Origin of the sequence: Parabacteroides sp. FAFU027, from assembly GCF_022808675.1 — a bacterium.
Taxonomy (GTDB): Bacteria; Bacteroidota; Bacteroidia; order Bacteroidales; family UBA7332; genus CAXXIC01.
In genome coordinates, this window is the sequence record NZ_JAKZKV010000022.1 from 1 (window position 1) to 25,716 (window position 25,716).

At 45.2% G+C, this 25,716-nt stretch carries 11 protein-coding genes and 2 pseudogenes; all 13 read right to left on the bottom strand.

The window, feature by feature from the left end; genetic code table 11:
• Positions 1–319 (bottom strand): annotated as a pseudogene (locus MLE17_RS18470) (DUF4832 domain-containing protein); the annotation flags it as partial.
• A 155-nt stretch (positions 320–474) separates the two neighbouring features.
• Positions 475–4,566: a glycoside hydrolase family 3 N-terminal domain-containing protein gene (locus MLE17_RS18475; protein WP_243350253.1), complete on the bottom strand. Its 4,092-nt coding sequence runs from the start codon at positions 4,564–4,566 to the stop codon at positions 475–477.
• Positions 4,567–4,595: 29 nt separating this feature from the next.
• Positions 4,596–6,329, bottom strand: coding sequence for a DUF4886 domain-containing protein (locus MLE17_RS18480; protein ID WP_243350254.1), 1,734 nt, complete (start codon positions 6,327–6,329; stop codon positions 4,596–4,598).
• A 36-nt stretch (positions 6,330–6,365) separates the two neighbouring features.
• Entirely contained in the window at positions 6,366–8,735 is a 2,370-nt protein-coding gene (locus MLE17_RS18485) for a glycoside hydrolase family 2 protein (protein ID WP_243350255.1), read from the bottom strand.
• Positions 8,736–9,093: 358 nt separating this feature from the next.
• On the bottom strand, positions 9,094–11,301 hold the full coding sequence (gene bglX / locus MLE17_RS18490; protein ID WP_243350256.1) for a beta-glucosidase BglX: 2,208 nt from the start codon (positions 11,299–11,301) through the stop codon (positions 9,094–9,096).
• Between the two features lie 51 nt (positions 11,302–11,352).
• The gene (locus tag MLE17_RS18495; protein WP_243350257.1) at positions 11,353–13,134 is read right to left on the bottom strand and encodes a glycoside hydrolase family 2 protein; all 1,782 of its coding nucleotides are present in this window, start codon (positions 13,132–13,134) and stop codon (positions 11,353–11,355) included.
• 29 nt (positions 13,135–13,163) lie between these two features.
• The gene (locus MLE17_RS18500) at positions 13,164–15,155 is read right to left on the bottom strand and encodes a glycoside hydrolase family 97 protein (RefSeq protein WP_243350258.1); all 1,992 of its coding nucleotides are present in this window, start codon (positions 15,153–15,155) and stop codon (positions 13,164–13,166) included.
• Positions 15,156–15,212: 57 nt separating this feature from the next.
• The gene (locus tag MLE17_RS18505; protein WP_243350259.1) at positions 15,213–17,267 is read right to left on the bottom strand and encodes an alpha-galactosidase; all 2,055 of its coding nucleotides are present in this window, start codon (positions 17,265–17,267) and stop codon (positions 15,213–15,215) included.
• Between the two features lie 29 nt (positions 17,268–17,296).
• On the bottom strand, positions 17,297–18,067 hold the full coding sequence (locus MLE17_RS18510) for a DUF5040 domain-containing protein (RefSeq protein ID WP_243350260.1): 771 nt from the start codon (positions 18,065–18,067) through the stop codon (positions 17,297–17,299).
• Positions 18,068–18,076: 9 nt separating this feature from the next.
• On the bottom strand, positions 18,077–19,951 hold the full coding sequence (locus tag MLE17_RS18515) for an FAD-dependent oxidoreductase (protein ID WP_243350261.1): 1,875 nt from the start codon (positions 19,949–19,951) through the stop codon (positions 18,077–18,079).
• Between the two features lie 168 nt (positions 19,952–20,119).
• Positions 20,120–21,835 (bottom strand): RagB/SusD family nutrient uptake outer membrane protein, encoded by a 1,716-nt coding sequence (locus tag MLE17_RS18520; protein ID WP_243350262.1) that lies wholly within the window; start codon positions 21,833–21,835, stop codon positions 20,120–20,122.
• Positions 21,836–21,846: 11 nt separating this feature from the next.
• Positions 21,847–25,185, bottom strand: coding sequence for a SusC/RagA family TonB-linked outer membrane protein (locus MLE17_RS18525; protein WP_243350263.1), 3,339 nt, complete (start codon positions 25,183–25,185; stop codon positions 21,847–21,849).
• Between the two features lie 382 nt (positions 25,186–25,567).
• Positions 25,568–25,716 (bottom strand): annotated as a pseudogene (locus tag MLE17_RS18530) (IS4 family transposase); the annotation flags it as partial.

The window sequence follows — 25,716 nt, forward strand, 5'->3', positions numbered from 1 at the left end:
AGGCATAAACTCCTTCCTGAGGTTCTAAATCGGCCCATCCAGTACGGATATACAAAATACTGGCGTAATCGGAAGCCTTGACGGTTGTCCCCAATTCGGGTACAGAAACCTTGTCGAGTTGGGTCCAAAAATCACTGGCTACACCCGCGCTGCCGTAAATAGCCCAGCCTGCCATAGGGTTACGCACCAGCTTTTGGGTCTCAGGCAGTACATTTACAATAAAGTTTCCCTGAATATTTGCATCTGCGGATGATATTGTTAGTCCGGAGATACTATTTGTGAATAAAAACAACATTAGGCCGGTAACCGGTCGTTTCATACAAGACAAGCGAAATCGTTTATTTTTTTTCATCCTTTTTACTTACTGATATTTAGTCGCAAAGGCCTAAGTCAGACAGCATGTTTATCAGATATAAGGAATTAGTGATAGAAGCATGAGCTGGCATTAAGCCGATGTGACACGAAGTTTTTTAGTCAGGTCTCCTTGATAATTTTTATGTTCCCAATGATTCTTTTCTGTGAATAGATACGAACGCAATACATTCCGGACGGAAGGTTATGAAGTAAAATACAGTTGTTCACAATATTCTCGGAGATAGCTAGGATGCCGTTCAGGTCATAAATCTCAGCCCTGTCGGCCCTATCCGACTCGGAGCTTTTTATAAACAAAGCTTCTTTTACCGGATTAGGATACACTTCCACTTGATTAACAGTCACCTCTTTAACCGGGGTAGACAATTTCACCTGTACATTTACAATGGTAAAATCAATATCTTTTCCGTCGTCAACCGTGAGTTTAAAGAAATAGGAGCCTTCTTTTAATCCCGAGACCGAAGCTTTTGCATTTTGAGGATTGAGGATATTGACAAAAGCCGGTCCCGTCAGCTCTTCCCATTTGTAAGTAAGCGCATCTCCGTCTGCATCTGAGCTGGCTGTGCCGTCAAGACCCGCAGATCCATTCGCAGAAGTGAGTATAGCTGGAGCTGTCGCTTTTGGAAGCTGATTGACACCGGTGGCATAACTGCCATACAGATTAAATGAATAAAAAGAGGATCCGTATGAAGTTTGCCTTTCCACACAGTTTACCTTCAAATAGCGACCGGAAAGCCCGTTGGTGTTAGACATCGAAGAGGTACCTCCCGCAAATGCTGTATTTGCACCATAGGTATTCCACACCTTACCGTCAGCAGAAATCTGTATATTAAAATTTTTAGCGTAAGCGCTTTGCCACACAATAGCTATTTGAGAAGGCGTGACCTGATGTTGTAAATCTACCTGCCACCATTGATTGTTGCTGAAAGCCGACGACCAACGCGTACTGCCGTCACCGTCAACAGCCGCCTTGGGATATGTGGAGATTGCCTCCGATCCCGATGCCGTAGCCGGTTTATAAAGAGCCAGATCGGTAGCCGAATCCACATTTTTGACCAATACGGTACACTCCTTTGAGTCGGTATCCGAGCCGTTGGAAACAGTCAGGCGAAAAACGTAGGTTCCTGCTACAGTGAAGCTAACGGTGGTCATAGACAACCCCGGGCCGGCAATAGTAGCCTGCGACGGACCCGAAACCTGTTTCCACAGGTAAGTCAACGGCGTAGATACGGAATTAACGGATTGTGTGCCGTCGAGGTATGTTTTGGCATAAGGCAAACAAAGTGTAGTGGCATCTGTGATAATTTTAGCGCTGGGCATGGATCTCACTGCAGAACCTATGACCTCTATTTCATAAAGTGAAAATCCATATTTGGATGAATTAATCGTTGTTCTTTCAAGACAATGAATGCGAATGTAGCGCGCCTGGAATTTATCAAAAGTGTAGGATTCTACCCCTCCTGCTCCTGCGGTGATGTTCTTTAACGTTGTCCAGTCTTGCCCGTCCAATGATTTTTCAATGACATATTTCTTTGCAAACGAGGCTTCCCAGTAGAGGTTTATCTTCTCTACTTCACCGATAGCTTCCAGATCCACCATTGCCCACTCATCATCTGTTCGCTTCGAATCCCATCGGGTAGATAAATCGCCGTCGACCAACTGGCTGCAGTAATACTTTCCGTTGACAGAAGAGGTCGTTACATTTTTCAGGTAAGCAAGATTAGTCACTTCGGAGTTGACTCCCGGATCGAATATTTCGAAATCCCGGGTAAAGACATTATTCGAAATATCCCATTCAGTATCGGGTGAATCGAATGACACCCGCCCTGACACTGTCGTTTTTCCCTCATTATCACAGTTCCATTCCTGATCCGAAGCGATAAGCTGCACCTGACCGGGCGCAATGGTCACCATACTCTGTGTGGTTTTGGCCACCTCCTTGCCCGAGATCTCAAACGAGATATTACAGGGAATCTGCGTCACGGCATTGCCCTGATTCTTGACCAATGCATAGAAACTGACCGGCTGGCCTTGGATCGGATAGCGGGGCATGGTATAGAGTTGCGTAATCCGCAGATCCGGCTTTTGCTCCCCATTGGCAAACACGACAGACTGCGCCAGGGGCAAATTGTCCGATGCCCCTCCTACCCTGAACATGTAGCTTCCCGGCTGAACTTCATAAGCCTTTGAGGTTTCGTTCCAATGATAAAAATCATCGGCTGAGAAGTTAAAGGTAACAGTCCTGGTCTCTCCCGGAGCCAGGGCTATCCGGCGAAAGCCTCTCAACTCTTTTTTGGGCATCCACAATGAAGCGCCCGAAGGCTCGCTGATGTATAGCTGCACAACCTCTTCGCCCGCAACAGCTCCTGTATTGGTAACATCGACGCTGGCTGTAAACGATTGTCCTGCGATAACATTGGCCGGCATCACCAGATGGGCGTATGAGAATGTAGTATAACTTAGTCCATATCCGAATGCAAACTCGGGAGCAATCCCTTTTTCGTCCAGCCACCGGTATCCTCCGTCAAGATTTACGGTAAAATAGCGAAATACATCTTCACTCCAGGAGGGAAAATCGGTATCGCTGACCGGCATGGACAACGGCATGCGTCCTGCGGGATTATAATCACCGAAAATAACGTCGGCAATCGCGTTTCCAGCCTCCTGGGATGAATAAAACGAATAAATCAGACCTTTTATAGCCGGCAGACAGGAATGCAGGCTGCATACTCCCCCACTTTGAATAACGGCGACAAGGTTAGGATTTACCGCAGCCAACTCATTGATCAAGTTTTGCTGTGTAACGGGCAAGGCAAATGTATCTCCGGTGCGGTCATGGCCGGTTCCGTAACCCTCTCCCTCCTGGGTCGAGTCAATGCCTCCCGCAAAAATGACGACATCGGCAGCCATCGCAGCTGATTTTGCCGCCTCAAAACCATCTGTGGCAGTCGAATTAATATCGCACCCCTTCACATAAGTCACATTGGAAGCTCCGGCCTTTGCCTCTATCCCTTCCTTTATGCTCACCGCATAAGCGGGTTGAGTCGCGCTGCTTCCGTAACAGTTCAGGTTCTTTGCTGTGGCATTCGGTCCGATCAAAGCAATCTTAAGCCCTGTCTTTGGTAAAGGTAAAATGGGAGTTGCATCGGATTTTTTTCCGTTTTTAAGCAAAATCACCGATTTCTGCGCTGCAAGCCGGTTGATCGCACCGATTTCCGACGTCTTGGCCAAAGCTTCATTACCACGGGGAAAATAGTCAAGCATCCCGTTTAGTATCTTTGTTTTCAGCACTTTCTTGACAGCCCTGTCCAGATCGTCGGTGGTTATTCCTCCGCTTGCAACAAGTGTCGGCAGATCAGCTTCGTAAATAGAGGAACCCATGCAGACGTCTGTACCGGCCTGAAGCGCTTTCTTGGCCGTAGCAATACTTGCCCAGTCAGAAACCACATAAAAAGGGAATCCCCAGCGGTCACGCAACACAGACTTCAGCAAGAGCGAGCTTTCACTGCATTTGTCACCGTTTATTTTGTTATACGCCCCCATCACGCACATCGCTCCGGCATCCTGCATGGCAGTCCGGAAATTATACCCGGCGAAGTCCATCAGCCAACGTTCCGTGGCAACGACATTCATATTCATCCGGTCAGACTGCTTGCTCTCCCCCATAAAGTGTTTCAGGGTAGCAATAACCGGAAATTTCTGAATGCCCATGACGACAGATTTTCCCATTTGGCCGGCCAGGTAAGGATCTTCCCCACCGCTTTCGGCTGTCCGTCCCCCTCGGGAGTCCCGTGCCAGATCGAGACAGGGGCCCAGTTGCTGCGTCCGGTTGAAGGCCCAGAACTCTACCCCCATTGACTCTCCCACTTTGCGGGCCAACTCTTCATCCCAGGTGGCAGCCATCGCAATTCCCGTTGGAAAGGAGGTTGCGGTACGTCCAAATCTGTCGGCAGTAAACCGGACGCCATGCGGACCGTCGCTCATGATAAATCCCGGAATATTTAATCTCGTGTTGGCCGGTGTACCCCCGAAACCAACATTTATCAGATGACTGATCTTTTCCTGTGTACTCATTGCCTGTACAAGCGCATCAACACGTTTATCCAGTGCTGATTGTGACAAAGCGGGAACAATATGCATCGTGCACAACATCATTCCGAGCCAGTAACCTTTTTTTTTGAATCTTTCAAACATAGCTTTTTAATCAATTGGAATATATTCATTTATCTTTTCAGAAAGATTGCATTACCTGCGTCGGTCCTGAGCATGTAGCATCCATTGCTCAACCGGGACAGCTCAAGGCTTATTATCCCGGATTGTGTATTGATGGTATCAAACACGATCCGTCCTGACAGGTCAATCACCTGCATGTTGGTCAGCTCCTGTTCCGAATCAACAAAAGCAATGTCTTTTACCGGATTCGGGTAAATGCGGAAACGTTTGATCCTCTGCAAAGCAACAGGAGACGTTTGCGCTGACGGTGAAATCTGTAAAGTATTGATGTAGAAAAATTTATACGAGTTGTTATTGTTGGCTCCGGCACGGAGACTAATGGATACAGATCCGTCAGAGGCGGGTTTTATCCGGGTAACCGTAGCCAAATTTGTGGTATTTCCTGACGAATTAACCGACACAGACTGCTGATTGCTCCCGGTGACGGTAAAGGTAGTCTCGCGGTTGTCTGTCGCTCCGGTGCGGGATGAAAAGAAACAGAAGTCATACGCTTTCTCCGGCTCAAGTCCTGTCACCAAAAAACCGGCTGTAGGTTCGGTCATTCCGGTGTAAGCGCCTGTACCGTTTCCCCAGAAACTATCGCCGGTAGCGGCCGACGGCAATGATGTCCCGGTATTGGTAGATGACGGTCCGTTCGAATTGATTCCGCCAAAGGCATCGGATACTTTGATCGAGACTCCGGTATTATTTCCATCTGTATCGAGCAGTCCGGAGACAGAGCTTCCCAAAGCGGTAGACGTCAGATTATTCCACGGCAATCCGGACATGAGAGTCTGAGATCCGAAATCAATCTGGATTGATTTTACGAATCCTACAGACTGCTGCGTCATGGAGGTCACCTTATCGGGTTCCACCACTGCATAATGGGCTGCTTTCTGGGCTATCTGGATGTCGGAGGCCGACAATCCTTTTGGCGCAAATGTGTTTCCAATTACCGGCTTGCCCAACATCTTTTCATACCATGTACAGGCTGCGGTATAACGCCCGAGACCATAGGTCAGATGGTAGCCGTCGCGGTTGAAATTGTCGCCGATGTAACTGCTGCGTCCGTTCTGGATGGCGGTTCCGGCAGGGATGATGATGTTTATGCCCATCAGGGCGGCTACACGACTTGTGACATCTACGATGGAGTCATACATGATCATCTGATTTTTCTGATAATAGTCGTATTCGGAATGCGTCGAGTTGGAAGCATAAGCCCATGTGCGATGCATACAATACTGTACATCGGGATTGGTAGCCAGGCCTTTTACGTAATTCATAAGGTTGGGTAAATACGGGAAATAGGTATTGTACCGTCCCGAGTATTGGCTCACCTGTTGAAAGGAAATGTAGTCCCAGGGCTCATCGGCAAGTGCATACGCAAGTGTTTTACTGTCCAGCCTTGTGGTATCTCCGTTTACAATTTTTCGGTACGAATAGGCAGCCGTGTTATTGACGGCATTGTTCCAGTGAGTCTCCAGGCTGCATCCTCCGATATAAAGGTTGGCAATGATCAGTTGTACTCCATCGGCTTTAGCCAGGTCATCCACATACGACTCAGCAGCATCTTCGGAGAAACTGTTTCCGATGGCCAGTATCCTGATCGTTTTCTGGCTATAGGCTTGCACGGCAAACGCGAAAAATAGAATAAGGAAAAAATGTTTTAGTCTTTTATTATTCATGGTATCGTCTTTTTTGTTTATGGTAAAGATGCCGATTCTCCTCGAATCGGCATTTTTCATTTTTTATAGATGTACGGACTTATCCTGTCATATCTCTTAATGCGTTTTAATTACCACAACGGCTGGTTTCAGACCTTTTGCGCTGGCACTAATCTTAATCTCTCCGGCCATTTGCGAAGAACGGATAATCAGTTGGCATGTCCCGTTGTACACCCTGCGGCTATCCGCCTGAAGCAGTTCGTCACTCAGGATATCACCATTGCCTACCCCGGAATTGGTACCGGCTCCCTTCACGGAGAAGCGGATCAGGTGGTCGGCATTTGGCACGATATTGCCCGACTTATCCACCACCTTCACATTGATGTAGGTCAGGTCAAGACCATCGGCTTTCATCTCTTTCTTGTCAGCTTCGAGTATAATCAGCTGAGCTTCACCGGCTGTGCGCAGGATATCTTTCGATACCACTTTTCCTCCGGTGCGCCCCAGAGCTTTGATTTCGCCCTTTTCGTAATTGACATTCCAGGTCATTTTCTGATTGGTGCATGCCGCCATGCTTTTTATCCCCTGCGATTTCCCGTTGATTATAAGCTCCACGCTGTCACAGTTAGAGATTGTCTGTACCGTCAGAGGCTCCTTATCTTTCCAGTTCCAGTGGAAATACATCGGCAACCATTTGATCTTAAAGTCGTTCCACGATTTTTCCTTCGCTTCATCTTTGGCATAAACAGCCAGCTTCATCATCGGTGCCGATTTGTAGAAACTGCTGATGCTGTAAGCTACCGGTTTCAGGTTGTTGCACAGGTCTATCGCACCATTGATCCATCCCTTTGACGGCCAACCGAATGACTCTCCAAGATACTCGGTTCCACCCCAGTAAAACTGACCACAGGCATAAGTATGGTCATACCCGAAGTAACCATAGCCTCCTTCACCGGTACCTTCCTCACTCAACAGGAATATTAACTGCGGGTATTTAATATGGTCTTTTTTGAAAAATCCAGCCTGGTAGTTTACACTCATCACATCGGTAAAGAACGCCATCTGGTGTGGAGCAGAGTTATAATATGCAGGATTATTGTACTTTATGGCATTGTAGCGGGCCGGATATAAAGCGCAGGTTACCTTGCGCGAAGGTTCGAGCGCATGCACAAAATCGACCATTTTCTTCAATTGTAGTACACCATAAGTACTGTCTTCACCAGTATACTGATGGATAACCTCATTTCCGACACTCCAGATAAATACTGACGGGTGATTTCTGTCTCTTTTAATGAATGTAGCCACGTCATTTTCCCAGTAATTATCAAAAGAATTGCCCGGTCCGTAATATTGTGAATTCCATTTGTCGTAGGCCTCATCAAATACGAGAATGCCGTTCCGGTCACACCAGTCCAGTACATATTTGGGATATGGATTATGACTCAACCGGATAGCGTTACATCCCATCTGGTTTTTGAGGACTTCAAGTCGTTTCTGCCATCCTGCTTCAAATGCCGCAGCACCCAACGATCCCAGATCATGGTGCAGGCATACTCCTTTTAGGAATACCTTTTTACCGTTGAGCAGAAATCCTTCCTCGGGGGTAAACTCTACCTCCCTGATCCCGAACGTAGTCTCGTAGCTATCAGTCAGTTGCTCGCCGTTGTACACTTTCGATACGGCTTTATACAAATGCGGTGAATTTAAATCCCAGATCATGGGATCAGGTACTTTTACCTCCTGGCGGTATTTTACCGTCTCCTTTGCCCCAAAGCTGATCACCGACGTACGGCTGGCCACGACACTGCCTGTAGGTGAAACGATATCGGTCACCAGTTTGCTGGTCGTAGAGTCTGACGATGTATTCTCCACGGTGGTCTCTATGCAGGTCTTGGCATACTTATCAGTGATCTTAGGAGTAGTGATGTAGGTCCCATAGCGGGCTACATGCAGTTTGTCAAGGATGTTCAGATAGACATTGCGCGTAATACCCTCTCCCGTATACCAACGAGAACTTGTAGTAAAGGTATTGTCATAGCGTACGGCAATGACATTACTGCCTCTCTTTACCAAATCGGTAATATCATATTGAAAATCAAGGTATCCGTTGAGAAACCTCCCGCAATGCTTACCGTTTACCCAAACATCCGACTCGCGGTAAACCCCTTCAAACTCAAGGTAAACCTTCTTCCCTTCAATATTTTCGTTGATTTGAAGATTCTTACGATACCACCCGATATGACGTGGACGGTAACCATTTAGCTTCGTTCCGCCAAGTGTATCTTTTACAAATGGTCCATATATGGAGGCATCATGCGGTAGGTTGACTGACTGCCATTTGGCATCATTGTAGGTCGGGAACATAGCTCCCGACTGTTCATTCAGTTGGAACTTCCAATTAAAATTCAGTAAAATCTTCTCTCTGGCATCAGCTCTCCATTGTAGTAACGAGAGCAACACAATCATCACAAAGCATTGTTTATTCATTTCAAATTATCAGTTTTTAGTTTCAATATTTATAGAATTCAGAATCGTATTTCTGTGTTTAATAGCATCCAATCTCAATGGCTATTTGGCTAATTATTTCAATTTTATATCCTTAAGCGATCAAAAACACTCATAAAAACCGCGCCTTTAACGTTTACAAACCTATTCCGGTCAGAATATTTCCGTCCGGAGCCTCCTGATTACCCGTGTTCCATTTCTTACTAACTTATCATCTCAGTGACTGCCCGACCGAACATGTGAATCAGACCGCATAAAAAACTCCCTCTTCCGACAGTCGACAAACCGTGAAGAGGGAGTAACCAAACATATAAACAATCTTATTCTTTCTCTCAGGATTTTAATCTAGAATATTGATATTCAGCATTTTATCTTTTACTATGATATAGTAATCGCCCGACTCCAGAATACGTTTCCCTGTTCCATCGGTGAAACTCAGGTCGCGTTCCGGATCGACCTCAAAACGAAACACTCTGGTTTCTCCGGCTTTGATCAGCTGTTTATCAAACGATTTCAGCTCTTTGACCGGTCTCGAGATCGAGCAAGTAGGATCGGAGATAAACCAATGAACCGTTTCAGCTCCGTCTCTTGCCCCCGTGTTGGTTACCGGAATCTCCACAGTCAACTTCTGGCCGCGCTTAACTGCAGTAGCCGATGCCTTCAGATCACCATACTGATAGGTCGTGTAACTCAGTCCGTAAGCAAATTCGTAGAGCGGTGTGGTCTGGATATCCTTGTATTTACCCTGATGAGGGCGGGCGCTCTGGCGAGCATTATAATAAATAGGAATCTGCCCGGTCGAGTATGGGAAGGTCATGGCCAATTTTCCGGAAGGATTGATTTTACCGGAAATCACACCGGCCAACGGAATACCACCGGCAATACCCGGCTGCCAGATCTCGAGAATCGCATCGCTGACAGGTTCCAGCCTGTTCAGCTCAAGCGGGCGACCGCTTGACAACACCAGGATAATCGGTTTGCCCTGCTTTTTGATCTCTTGTACCAGATCTTCCTGTATCTGTGGCAAAGCCAGCGTTGACCGTGAAGCGTTCTCTCCGCTCCAGCCTCTTTTTTCACCCAGACAAATAACAACCACATCAGCCTCTTTAGCCGCCGTTGCCGCTTCTGCAAATCCGGCGTTATCCGCCCCGTCAAAGTCACAACCTTTGGCGTACGAGAGTTTGGCTTTTCCTTTAAATTCAGATTCCAGCCCGTCGTAAATGCTTGTCACATCTTCCGGACGACCGTGAGCTGACCATGATCCGAGCAAATGCTCTTTGTTTTTGGCCATCGGACCGACTACCGCTATTCTGGAAAAACGAGTCAGCGGCAGGATATTGTTGCCGTTTTTGAGCAGTACGATTGATTCTTCGGCCAGCTTTTTAGCAACTGCCACACTTTCCGACTTCAGGATGCGATCTTTGTCGGCAATCACAGGAGTGTACGGTTGGTCAAACAATCCCAGTCTGAACTTCACCCGCAAGACACGCTTTACGGCATCATTCAGCGATGTCTTAGAGACCTTGCCTTCCGATACCAGTTCGGCCAGATACTTGTTGTAGCAATTATTCATCATATCCATCTCTACGCCAGCGGTAAATGATTTCATCGCCGCTTCTTTCTTACTGGCAGCTACGCCCTGAGACCGGAGTTGCTCGATCGCACCCCAGTCAGATACCACAAAGCCATCGTGTTTCCAGCGCTGTTTCAATATCTCGGTCAGGGTATAATGATTGGCACTTCCCGGCACCCCGCTGAGGTCATTAAATGAACTCATCAATGTGGCTGCACCGGCCTTTACTCCGGCTTCATAAGGAGGCAGGTAGGTATCCCAGAGCGTCTGTGGCGACACTTCGGTATAGACATAATCCCGGCCTCCTTCCGATGCGCCATAACCGACAAAGTGCTTGAGGCATGCCGCAACGTGTTTGCCGTCAGCCATATTTTCACCCTGATATCCTTTTACCGAAGCCACACCAAAAACAGCATTGGCATACGGATCTTCACCGTATCCTTCGGCCACGCGCCCCCAGCGTCCGTCACGGGCAACATCGATCATTGGCGAGAAGGTCCAGTCAATACCTGACATTCTTGATTCCTGAGCCGCCACGGCACAAGCCTGCTCCACCAGTTTGGGATTCCACGAGCACGCCTGTCCCAGGGAAATCGGATAGACTGTGCGAAACCCGTGTATCACATCATGGGCAAAGAGAATGGGTATTCCCAGCCGCGACTCTTCCATCGCCTTGTGCTGCACCTGATTGCGCAATGCAGGATCCGAATTGAAATAAATCAATGATCCGATCTCGGCAGGGACGTTTTTGACCTCATCCCCCACGTTATTGGCATTGTTATTTCGGCCCAAGGTATACTGGTTCAGCTGAGAGACCTTCTCTTCGAGTGTCATTCTCGACAGCAAATCATCGATACGTTTTTCTATGGGTACCTTGGCATCTTTATACAGGAGAGTCTCTTTGTCTCCTTTTGCCAGCAAGCCGGAGGGTAGGCCCAGTAAGCATAACCCATACACAAATAGTCTTTTTTTCATTCTGTTGAATCCGTTTTAGTGATTAGTAGTGAGCTATTTTTAGACAATTGGTTATTTAACTTTCGAGTAATAGTCATGCATGATATACCAGGCCTTCTTACGGATTCCCTGATCCGAAACCAGGCCTTTTCGATTCCATCCGTCCTGATTAGTCGGGTGCATGCGGAATGGCGAGCGGAAGTCAAACAGGATCCAAGGCGATACACCTCTGAGATTGGGTATATTGCCAAACATCACGATATTATCACGGTACAATTTGGCCTGATAGTCTTCGCCCCAGGAACTGGCTACAGTCTCATCACCGGATTGCCCGTACAGCGCCTCGCCCCCAAATTCGGAGATAAGCAGTGGTTTATTGGGAGTTACATTCCATTTGGCATCCTTCGGATCGAGCGGCCAGGGCTGGTACCATCCCTGATATTTATTTACCGCCACCACATCCAGCTGTTCGGTAAAGGTGTCGTTCATTTCGAATATCTTCTTATCCCGGTTAAATCGGACCAGGTCAAATGCCGCCGCATACAACCGGGTAGTATCAATCTGCTTACCGGTATTCAGTAATGAGGTCAGGAATTCATTGCGTTCTTTGGACGGTTGTGTCTCATTGGCCACACCCCAGAATCCTACCGCACAACGGTTCTTGTCCCGTTGGATCATCTCGGTCAGCATGGTCTTGGCTTTGGCCTGCGTACCTGCGTCACCGAAATCAATACCCTGCCATACAGGGATCTCCTGCCACAGGATAAATCCCATCTTCTCGGCAAGCCTTACCGTGTATTCGTTCTGAGGGTAATGAGCCAGACGTATCATATTACAGCCAAGTGCTTTAGCCTCGGACAGTAACATTGCCGCATCGGCCTCGGAGTAAGCGCGTCCTTTGCGTTGGGGAATCTCCTCATGAAAAGAGACACACTTCATAAACATCGGCTTCCCGTTTAGGTAAATATTCGTACCCTTTACATTCAGATTGCGGAATCCGATCATCTCCTCCACCCGATCATCTCCTGACGAAAGGATGACCTTATAGAGCGTCGGGGATTCGGGTGACCAGCGCTTGATCTTTCGGGCCGGGAATGATGCGTTTGCGAGACCTTGCTCATTCGTCTGCAATTTGTATTTGATCTCCAGTTCCGGAATCTCCATCCAGACATCGCTGTTCGCTTTCTTATCAGACAATTTCACCTGAGCATGGATCACATCCGGCTTGTTCTTGTCCAGCTGAACCGAATAATCCTGAATAAAAGCCTTGGGCACCGACACCAGCATGACATCCCGGGTAATTCCCCCGTAGTTCCACCAGTCGAAGGCCATAGCGGGAATCGCATCTTTGGACCGGGCATTGCTGACTTCCACAGCCACGAAGTTGTCTCCATCATTGATCAGGTCTGTCACTTCCATCTGGAACGGAGTAAATCCGCCCTCATGGCCACCAATCTCTTTTCCGTTGAGAAATATCCGGCAACGATAATTTACAGCTCCGAAATATAGGAACTGACGTTTGTCATTTACCTTTTTTCCTTCAAAATGGCGGGCATACCAAACAGTCCCTTCATAATATTTCAGCTCGGGCAATTGCGAGTTCCAGTCAGAAGGGACATTCAACTGCAAGGCCCCGTCAAACGAATATTCAAAGAATTCGGTCTTACCCTGTGGTTTCTTATTTTGATAGAATTTCGTTTTGTATCCCTGATTGTACAAATCGATGATAGCGCTCCATTTTCCATTTAAAGAGCGAATATCCCGGCCATAAACGTTGGTCATGATATCCTGGGCAGAAGCCATTTGCAAGCAGGCAAATACCGGCAAAAGTATTCTGAAAACTATTTTATTCATGTGTGTAATCATGTTGTTTTAAGCGTTTCTCATTTTTTGTAAATGCGCATTGCAAATCCTCCACCCTTTGCCATTTTGAATGACATTTTCTTATTGGAAGGAATAGTTATCAGCTCACGCTTGTAATCCGATGCGGTTCGGTTGGCATTCACTCCGTCCTTGAATATTTCAGCAACGAAATTGCCTTCGCCCAAAAAGGAAAGATCAATATCCAGACCTCTCTCATCCCAGTTGGTAAGCGATCCCACATACCATACATCCCCCTTCTGACGGGCGATGGTGATATACTGGCCGACTTCTCCGTTCAGGGCAATCGTGCGGTCCCAGACAGTAGGTACCGCTGAGATAAAGTTGGTACACTCCTGCTCTTTTTCATATTTGGTCGGGCTATCGCACAGCATGTTCAGCGGAGACTCAAACACCACATACTCTGCCAGCTGATGACATCGCGTACCCTGACTCATTGGCGCATTATTTATCGGAGCAAAGGTTTTCTTATTTCCGTTGGTCATTGCCCCCTGGGTATAATCGACCGGTCCGGCAACCATGCGGATAAACGGCATGGTAACATCGTAGGTTACCTGATCCGTTCTGATGTCGCTCCATTTCATCTGCTCCAGTCCATGCACGGCCTCGTAATTGATTACGTTCGGATAAGTACGGTTTAGTCCGGTAGGTTTGTATGTTCCGTGGAAATCCATCAATAGTTTATATTTAGCTGCCACAGCAGCGGCACGGCAATGGAAATCAACCATCTGCTGATCATCCCGATCCATAAAGTCTACTTTAAATCCCTTGATTCCCATCTTCGAATAGTGTTCGCAGACTTTCTCCATGTCTCGCTCAAAAGCATAGTAACCCGCCCAGAGAATTAATCCCACGTTTTTAGATTTCCCGAATGCGATCAGCTTTTCCAGATCAATCTCAGGCACAACCTGAAACAAATCAGCTTTGAGATTAACGGCCCAACCTTCATCCAGAATCACATAATCGATATGATTGCGCGAAGCAAAGTCGATGTAGGCCATATAGGTCTGATTATTAACGCCCACTTCAAAGTCCACGTTAGAGATCCCCCAGTTGTTCCACCAGTCCCAGGCGACTTTGCCGGGCTTGATCCACGAAATGTCCTGCACTTTTGACGGAGTAGCCAGGCGATACACCATATCGTTATTTGCCAAATCTTTATCCTGAGACGTAACGATAGCTATACGCCAGGGGAAAGATTTCGCACCGTTACAACGTGCGATAAATGGAGCTGGCTCTGTAACGATCTGTTGCAGGCTATTATAGCCTCCTTGCACGGTCGTTTTAGGGTATGGAGCAAAAATGCCTTTCAGCGAGGTCGATTTATCCTTGTTGATCAAAAACATGCCCGGATAACCTTGCAGATCCGACTCGGCAAGACAAACTTTTGTGCCGTTACCCAAGTCTACAACCAGTGGCGTAAAAGCCAATCGATTGTTACTCATCTCGCTTAGAGAGACATTGGCATACGTATTTTCAAAAGAGTTGAAGAACTGTTTCTCCACCTCTTTTTCTTTACTTTTCACATAAGGGACACAAGCCTTGTAGTCTTTATCAAAATTGAATGTTGCGTCTTCACCGGTTACGGTAAAATCCTTTTTGCGCAATGAGACAAAGCGGTAAGCCATGCCGTCATTATAGGCCCGAAACACGATCTTGAAATCGCCTTTGAAAGTCAGCACCATTTCATTACACTGATCAGCAACAGTTTTCTTTTTATAAAATGGAGAATTGATAGTCTGATTGATCGCATTATTTTGGGTACTGATTACTTTAGGGGCTGTTCCCCATACGGTACCGTCACCCAGTTTCATGGATATGGCCGATGGCTTGATCACCGGATTGTTTTCATGGGTGAGGGAGTAAGTAATGTCTGTCCCGACCTGCACACGGACATCGAGTTTGCCGTCGGGAGATTTCACCTCATAGCTTTTCTGTGCAAACAGGACCGTTGAAACAGATAAGAACAAGGCTGTCAAAAAGTGTATTCTCATAGTTTTTAGTGTGTATTATGTAGTAAATGAATCGAATGAGCGAAGACTTTACGTGCTTTATTTTACTTCATATCGGTACATTACAAAGTCGTTTGCTGCGGGAATAGAGACTCGAATTTCACCTCTTTCCCCTACTGTAGCCGTCACCGGTTTTCCATTGCCAAGCACAGGGGTACATTTCACCGTCGCTCCCCGGGGTAGCCAGGTCGCTACTTGAGCTTTATCCTCTGGAGTGTTTTCTCTAAAAAAGAGCAAGTACCCTTTATTATCCTTGATGGACTGGAATCCGGTCCATGAACGGCCTGAGGGCTCCTCGCCTACCGGGAGTATCACGCCGGTATGAAAGTCATGCTGGACTTTCTTATAATCAGAGATCAGCTTCTGTACCTTAAATGCCTCTTCCGGCAGATTCGATCCTTCGAACCAGGCCAACGGCTGACCGGTCATTGCTGTTGCAAAAAGGTATTCAAACGAATATCTGGCCGGTGCAAACCGGTCGTCACCGTATTTCTTTGCATTCCTCCATTTATTCAGAAACTCGATCTGGAGCTTTTCGGCAGGCACATATTTCGACAATTGCCACAAATTACGGAGAGTCCAGTAAGGATAGTAGTTTTGCCAATCGGTATACCGGTTCTCGAGGAATACATTTCCATACTCATTAAGCATGTGATATCCTCCTCTGCGACTGGCTGTTGCATCGAGATTAAAGGAAACCTTGTTATTAGTTTCGGCTAATACTTTGTCAAACAAGTTCCGAAGATTAATCTCGGCTTGCTTAGACGGTATAGTAAGCCCATCGATCTTAAAGATTCGTATTCCATAAGTTTTATAAAGACCGATCAAAGCCTGCGCATCTTTTTCCCAATCAGCAAAATCATTCTGGACACTGGGATTAAACCACAGACAGATTTCGATGCCAAGCTTTCTTCCTTTTTCAACCACCGGCGCCAGTCCCCGGGGATACTTGAGCGTATCGGGTTTCCAATAATCCTTATTGCTCCAGATTCCGGTAAATGTACCTCTGGCCAATGCCGAATTGGGGCTTTTTCCAGTCTGCCAACCATCATCGATCTGAAAATGGGTCATTCCCAGTCTGGCGGCACATTCCAACTCCTGCAAACAGAATTTCTCATTCACCTTGGAGTCCTGACTGCGATCGCCCCAGGTATTCATCATAATCATCTCATCCCGGTCAGAAGTCAATTTACGAATATTTTTCTGATACGAACGGAGGGCTACCAGGCCATTAAGTTCACTTTTTCCATATACACCTATGACACAACCGTAGGTTTTCACCCAGGTATCAGGCTTGATATCGCCACCTGCGATTCCCAGGCCGTTGACTGTGATTTTGCCAAACTCGGCACTGAAATCAGATCCCTGATAAGCCATCTGTACTCCGGAGCAAGGTGCTTCCTTGAGGATAAAAAATCCGTTGTCATTTTCACCATTGGAGGCAAACAATAGATTTCCCCGATAGGAACTTTTGCGGTAAGAGAGGATCTTTCGTTCCGACACCAGATTATTATTCCAGTCCGTAACATCAAAAAACTCGACCGCTTTCAGGCTCCAATGCTGTCCTTTCAGATGAATCTGGTCCAATACCGCAGACATCTGCTTCGATTTCATATCTTCGGCAAATTCGATATTCTTCATGTCAGCCTGATTGGCTTCCTTGCCCGAGAGCAAATTATCCAGCGAACCTTTAAGATAAGTATCGCAGGCTATGGCCGGACTATTTTCGTAAATGCGATATACACGCTTCACCTGCAATGTGCCGAGGCTAAAGGCAACCGTAGTCTGAAGGTATCGCGGATGAATCTCCGACTCTTTGACCCATTCCGACTGGCAGGTCGATTCTGCCGTCACTTTGGCATCTTTCGAAATACTGAAATCAGGCGTGCGTGACTGGTTTTGCCACTGTTGTTTATTGATTTTGTCAGTAAGGCTGTAAGTGATTAGATTTCCTATATTCCAGATGAATTTTCGTTCGATCTGATTATTTCCGATTGTCAGGGTGTCATTTTTCAGGGAGCTGTAACAACTGGCCTGAGAATAGACAAACTGAACGATCGGTAATACTATAAGGATCAATAATATACGTTTCATTATCATTGCCGGTTAATTTTTTGTGTGTACTATCTTATAGGTAGGATCTTTTGCATCAGATCTGCGAAAATGGCAGCCATTCGTTGTTGTATGTACGACTGTTCACCACGGTAAGGATGCTGTCCGAACCTTTCACCGCCGACCATTTGATTATCAGTGGCATACAACAAACTGTACTGTTTCCCGGTAACCGGATGTAAGGTATTTTTGGAGAAACCGATATATTTATCGAACTCAACAACAGGAAAGCCCCATTTATCCGCTAATTTTCTGACAGAGGTATTATACACCACCCGGCCATCGTGCCAGTTTGTGCAAAGAATGATTACAACAGGTTTCCCGATAGGAGTTCCAAAGTATTTCGACTTGGGATTGTTGCGCAGTTCGTAACACTCAGTGATGTATCTCTTAATCACATAATCAAAAGCAATGGCATAATTATCCCTGTTGAACGGAGTGGGGTAATCGGTGTATTTTGCCCGCAACTTCGATTCGTCAAACACGTCTTTATCATGCACCTGCATAATTACAAATGCGTCGATTTTTTCCAACTCCTCAGGGGTATAAAGTGTACCATCCACCATCCGGTTGGCCGTATTTGCAATGGCCTCACCACCAATAGCTCTATTGATCGGTCTTGCCTGTAACTTACGACACGCCTGTTCGAACCATGTATTTTGGGGAGATGCAAAGGATGCACCCGTCAGTAGAATATTGTATTTATAAGTGGAATCGGGTACTGCTGCATTTAGACAGAGAATAAGAGACAAAAAGCCCAATATAAGAAGGATTTTCTTCATTTCCTTGAATTATTTTTTGTTCAGATACTTAGGTTGTTTCAGGTTTTTCACCTCATTAAATTTCTGATTATCGGGCAATCCCTCTTTTTTACCCACACCTTCTTTCATCAGAGACTTGAATTCATCCAGATGTGACTGATAAATCATACGGGGAGTCGTATTGTATTTTTTACATAGTGCGGCTGCGATACCGACTACCTCTCCCATCATACCGGTCGTACGCATTACCCTTACCGTACCCAGAGCAACGTGAGTGGCACTAATATTACGGCCAGCCATAAACAGGTTGTCTACGTTACGTGAATAAAGGCAGCGATAAGGAACTGAGTAAGGATAGATGTATATGTGTTTGGTTGCCGATTTAAACTCAGCATCCGGGAATGTCTTAGAGTTGGTGGTATCCGGTGTATGCAGGTCGATACTCCAGGTAGTGGTAAACGAAGCATCTTCATGAAACATATTTTTGTCAATATCATCCTGCTTCAGGATATAATCGCCCATCAACCGACGAGACTCACGCTTACCGGCGATATAAGCCACCCATTCCAGTTTTCTGCTTTGGTATTTCTGATTGTCCTTCAATTCATTTTTCAGAAAACTCCAGTTAGAATAGACCACAAGAAGGCCATAGTCACGGACACGTTCAAAATCTTTAATCTGGTCAAAATTCATCCCGGTCTCCCACTTCCATTCGCCCATAGTGACTTTTTCGCAGTTTTTTTCGTTAAAATCCACGCCATATTTAAAATGGGGAAATGAGTTCGGTTTATTATCTGCCACTGAATACCATTGTACCGAAGCTCCCATCGTCATTTTATCGGCCTTTTCAGGAGCCAGATCTTCACCAAATTCATCACGGCTTTCACGTCCCATTCTGTAATCAGCTCCCGCCAGATAACCGATCGTGCCGTCACCGGTACAATCTGCAAAAATCGGAGCTTTAAAGCTGATCTCATTTCCGGTCTCAACTTGTTTGGCTAAGACTGATTCGATCTTACCATCTTTCGTCGTTACGGCCGTTGCATGACAGTTGGTAAACAGGGTGATATTTTTCTCGTTAGCAATAAAATCGCTTTTCTTCTCGTCTTCATAGACATCTGCCTTCTGGGCATTTCCTTCACGGGTGTGACCAAATTCACGAATCATGCGGCCCAAGCCGGCATTTTTCCCTTTTTCGATAGATCCTCCCAGGTGAACACGCACCTCTGAGCTATTATTCCCTCCCAATACCGGACGGTCATGGATCAAAGCAACCTTGCATCCCAGACGTGCAGCTGCTGTGGCTGCACACATACCTGCAACACCGCCACCCACAACGACCAAATCATATTTCTCCACATTCCCGGGATTAAGCGGAATATTGAGAAGCTTCTTGCGGAAAAGAGCCAACTCATTGACGTCTGCCGGAGGTGTACTTCCTTTTTCGGTCGTAAAATAGATCGCATCACATCTGCCGTTAAATCCGGAAAGGTCACTCAATACCAACGTCGTCTGCTTATCTTTGACAGATACGGTGCCGGCCTTTTGCCACATCCATTGTGAGCCTTCGGTTCCGAGTGTTGTTGACAGGCGTTTACCGCCTACCTTCAGGGTAAACGCCCCCGGACCGGTACCTTTGGCCCAGGGGAATGTCCAGTTGAATGTACGTACATACACGTAATAAGTTCCTGATCCGGGAAAGGTTACCGTGGTCGATGCATCAGCCACTGGCTTGCCCATGCCATGAGCCATGATATAGGGAGATCCCATCACATCCATAAACTGCTGGTCAACGACCCAGCCTCCCTTATTTATAAAGCTTTCAGCTTCTACCAATAGCTCCGCAGCAAATAATGTGCTACCGGCCAATAAAAATGAGATGAATAATCCCAGTGTCTTTTTCATGTTCGGATCCTATTTGTTTGTATTTATTAACTATTTAATTTAAGACAAAACTATCAATGTACAACAATAAAATTGCTACATTTATAAATCTGATTGTAATAATCTGTGAGTATCACAATCAGATACAACTATATATCAAATGATTATATTACAACGAACTTCGGCCTATTAATAACCGGGGTTTTGCCTTATATTGCTATTTATAGATATTTCGTCTGTTGGAATCGGCCATAAATATTGTCTGTCATCCCACACTCGTTGAGACAATACGGCGATTTGTCCCGCATATTCCATGGCTGAAAAATCCGCTATTCCATCATCATCAATCTTAGGTGTAGAAGGCCAAAACCACAACCCCTTCGATGTGATTGTCTGACGTAACAAAGTAGCAGGATATAATATCCCGTAGTTCTTTGTGTTAAGAGCCTTAGATGCCAGCCGCCATCGTATCAGGTCCATATAGCGAAGCCCTTCGTTGGCAAATTCCACCCTACGTTCCAGTCTCACCGTCTGCCGGAGTTTTGCCTGGTTAGTGGTGATCACGGCTGGGTATTTGTCCACATCAGTTACTCTAACCCCATACCCCCTGGCTCTTACGCGATTAATGGCATTAAGCACTGTCGCGTCTATTTCATTTAATTCAATTTTAGACTCTGCATACATCAACAACACATCAGCAAAACGAATAATGACATAATCGTTATCCACCTTTTTGCCATTGACCAGCCAGGTGGCGTCGATTCCTTTTTTCCATACCAGGGCATTGAAAGATGCATACTGAGCCACAGCTCTGTTATCGTTGTTCTTTTGCCTTTTACCCGTCTGGTAGTTCATTACTGTCAATGAATCAGGATGAGGATTGTAATCAAAATTCAAATGACGAGTACCAAACTCAACGATAGTTTTCACACAACGCGGATCACGATTCTTAAACGGGTTGTGAGGATCAAACAGAGGTGATTCATCTATCGGCAGCCCGTCTGTGCATAAGAATGCCGCGAGCAGATCCCACGACGGAGTAGCGGCAGCGTAGCCTGTAGCATTGCGTGTAAGCTCATTATTCACTAGCCAGTCACTGAGTGTCACTCCATTATCGATAGACCTCGGGATAAGGAATATATTTTCTTTGGTGTTTCTGGTTGTGGATAAAAATAAATTGGTAAAATCTGAATGCAGATCATATACACCCAAATCCATGCAAGCCTTGGCCGCTTTTGCAGCCACAGCCCAGTCACTATTATAAAGTGCAAAACGAGCTTTCATGGCTAATGCCGCACCTTTGGTAAACCGCTGATCCAGACTTCCCATATACGAAACAGGAAGATCTGCAATGGCATTGTCAAAATCGGCATATACCAATGGAATCACATCTTTCTTAGGCATCCGTCCCATTTGCAAAGCCTGTTCTATGTTAATACTTGAAGTAAGATATACCACATCTCCATAATAGGAAAGCAATGTTGCATATTTACATGCCCTGATAAAATATGCTTCTGCACGAAATTGCCTTACCTTATCTGCCGAAAGTCCGGTCAAAGGTGCATTTTCGGTCTTTCTGAGTAATATGTTGGCAAGCGTAATTCCTTTGTAACACTGTGACCACAATGTGATGACGTACCAGGCTTGGCCATTCAGCGTTCCGTTAAGGATCTCATTTCTGTTAGAATTCCGGTAGGTAAAGTTGTCAGACTCCTGCTCGGTATCTTCCAATACTGGACTCCAATAACCAATTTTGTAAAATTCATTTGCAGCCATCTCTATTTCATCATCTGAAGAATACCAGTTACCGGATGATGCTTCCGATAACGGCAACAGGTCAAGATTGCTGCAAGAACTTAAAGCCAGTATGGACAAGAGTGCATATTTGAGTATTGCATTTTTCATGAAAACATTGTCTAAAAGTTTAGTGAAACTCCAAAGGTTAAAGAGGTAGTTATTGGATACGAGGTAGTTCCCATCTCCGGATCCCACCCTCGTGGAAAGTTACTGAGACAAAATAGATCTGTCGCAGTGGCATAAATTCTGACCTTCTCTATTCTCACACTGTTTACCAACTTATTAGACAACACGTATCCCAATGATAAATTCTTCAGCCGAAAATACCGACCATTAAACAACCAAAAGTCAGACATCGCCATATTGGATTCCACATTCACACGAGTCAGCCGCGGAAATTTAACTTGGAGGTTCCTGGCATCTGTGTTAAAAGAGCTCCAGTAGTTTCCGTCAAGTATGGCGGGTATATTGCCATAATCCCCACGCAAAGGTTCTATCATATCACGTTCCAAACGCACATTTTGCTTTCCGACCCCTTGAAAAACCACGGACAGATCAATATTTTGGTATCCGACAAACAATTTACCACCGTACAAATAACGGGGCAATGAACCGCCCAGCAGTACCCGGTCATATTCGGGAGAAATCACTCCGTCAGGAACTCCGTTTGGTCCCGAAATATCTTTATATTTTATATCGCCTACTTTTGTATTGTTATTTATCTTGGGCGAATTCTTCACGTCGTCACTGGATTGAAACAGCCCGTTACTGAGATAACCGTACCATTCGTTAAATTCGCTGCCTTCCATTTTCACTTTATCACCCAAAAACTTTGTTCCCTTAAGATCTCCTATGCGGGATATAAAATCTGAGAAATTGACAGAAATACTGTATTTCCAGCTCTTATGGCTGTCATTCCAGTTAAGATCTAATTCATAACCTCTCGTGAACATTTTTCCCGCATTTACTTCCGGATCACTCATGCCCAGGTAATAGGGAATCTTAAGTGCCAATAGCATGTCCTTTGTCTTTTTGATGTAAAAATCACCAGTTAAACGTAACCTGCTTTTCAGAAATGAAAGATCCAATCCCCAATCAGTTGATTCAGTCTTTTCCCACGATACATTCTCAACCGCATACTGCTTTTGTGCTGCGGTTTTTATGGATTCTACTCCTCCATTATTGTAAATCAGCGCATTTCCAAACTCAATCGTTGCCAGATAAGGGAAGTCCCCTATACGTTCATTGCCCAAGGCCCCCCAGGAAGCTCTGAGCTTAACGGTTGACAACCAGTCCGGCATATTTTCCTTGATAACAGGTTCTTCTGTCATCACCCAACCTGCAGAAAAGGCTGGAAAGATTCCCCAACGGTACTTCTTGGCAAAGCGTGAAGATCCGTCATTGCGCGCATTGGCCTGCAACAGATATTTGCCTGCATAATTGTACATCAGGCGGCCAAACCAAGAACGATATGCATATTCTTTTCCCGATCCTCCGTTGTCCCGCAAACTCTCCGGACCCGTATCCAGATAAGGATACGAGCTCAGGGTATATCCATCTCTCGTAGCAGTCAGGGTTTCGGAATATTCATAATGATTCTCCGTACCTCCCATCAGATCAATATTATGAGCTCCAACCGTCTTCTTATAACTGGCAATCAGCTGTGAAGTAATGTAATAATTATCGTCGCGCTCTTCATACAGTTTTGTCGTACTGTAAGGAACAGCATTTGCTTCCAAATAACCGCCAATGACATTAGGATCATCAGCAAGTGTATAGGTTGCCTTCTTCTGAAATGATTTTATTTTGAGATAACTCAATATTGGGGCTATTACAGCCGAAATATTAAAACCACTGAAAGGTTTATAATCCACAGATGCTTTTCCGCCCAACAATGTGTACCAACGATCCATACTTCCGCCTAAAAGCATCAATCCATACGGATTCCCGCCCGACTTTCCTTCAGCAATGCGACCGTTTTTCCATACCGCAGCATATATGGAGGGAGTCATCCGCATGTCGGCCAGCGGATCGTACACCGGCTGGTGATACTTTGATCTTTTGGCGTTGAAATCTATCGTTACACTAAGTTTATCGTTTATCACCACATCATTATTTACTCGAAGCATATAGCGTTCATAGTTACGATCCGCATATAAGCCGTCTATATTATCATACGTAAGAGATGCTAATGTACGCACCGACTTCGCTCCGCCTGAGATTTGGAAAACCTGGGTCTGACGCATGGCTGATTTTTTAAGAATCATATCCTGCCAGTCAGTAACAGGATAATGGTTTGGATCAGTCTGATTGTAAGCTAACCAATTCTTTACTTGATCTTCTGAATAGGCCTGATAAAATCCACCACTTGGATTATCGTTATATCTCAATTCGTTGGTCATATCCAAATAACGCGTCACTCCCACCACATCTGGTTGTGTCGTTGGAATCTCCAGTCCGAATTCACCCGAATACCTGAGTGACATCCCGGTTTCTTTTGCCCTTTTTGTGGTAACGAGTACTACGCCGGAAGCTGCACGCGAACCATATATGGCTGATGAAGCTGCATCTTTCAGTACAGAAACACTCTCTACTTCATTGGCATTTACCTGATTAATATCTCCCGGCACTCCGTCAACGACCACAAGTGGATCTGAGTTTCCAATGGTGGTAATTCCCCTTATCCTGATGCTACTTGGCACAGAGCCCGGTGCATTATTATCCCGGGTCACCAGAACTCCTGAAACAGCCCCCTGCAATGCCGTGGACAATTGGGATGTTTTTCGTATAGAGGCATCTTCGCCCGGAATTGTCACCACAGCTCCGGTCAGGTCTTTTTTCATTATGGCACCGTATCCGATAACCACAAGTTCGTTGAGCAACTTCGAATCATCTGCCATGACAACATCTATAGTGCTTTTATCATTTACGGAAATATGTTGAGTTAAATACCCAAGATACGAAAATATCAGGGTTGAGTTTTCCCGTACATCAAGGACAAATTCTCCTGCTGAATTGGTAGTTGCACCTGTACTTTCGCCTTTTTCCCTGACCAAAACACCGATTAAGGGCATATGATTCAGGTCAACCACTTTTCCTTTTATTTTTTTTTTGTCCTCAGGAAGTATTCTATTTATATCCTTGTTTCTCTGCGATTTCATCAACAGGAGTATCTGCTTATCAGCCTTTATCTGATAGGTAATGCTGGTTCCCCGAAATAAAAGATCCAATGTTTCTGAAATTGATTTATTGGAAACCACTAAATCTTTTTCCATATTGAGATCAGGCATCTCATTGACATAGAAAATATTGTATCCGCTGATTTTTTCTATTACTGGAATAATTTGCTTGATCTTTTGCTTTCTTACCGAAAGAGAAATTTGGGCATAATTTTGACCATACAAGAGAACGAATAATGTAAGGAATAATATCCTTTTTATTACATTTGCTTTTGTCATAATGAACAAATTAGATATAATGTATTATCAAAAACAGACTTATTCTAGTTGTCAATCCATTGAAATGACCATTCTGTGTTTAACTAGAATACAAAATAACTCATTTCTCAATAATACAATATAATATAGTTCATGTTTTATGGTATCCATTTATATACACCTAATTTCATTTTGACAAAAGATCATTATGTCAAAAATAAAAGCACATTGTAATTTGATTTTCTCTACTCATTAAATAGAGATAAACAAAGAAAAACACTCATCGCAATGTAGTATTTTTCATTTTATTAACCAAAACAACCTCATCACGCCATAAACTTACCAACTGTTATACAAGCAACTACCTCATTTTCACTAGTGTCCCATTAAAATTGGGACGTAATTAAAACTCAAATAAACTTGGATCATTAAGCCTAAAACGATCTTTGTCATTTTGAAATTTAGTTCTGTTGAATAGTTCTCTAAGATTAGTTTTATCAGTCAATGAAATACTCAAGATCTGCAAAACCTCATATGTAGTTCTGTCAAGTT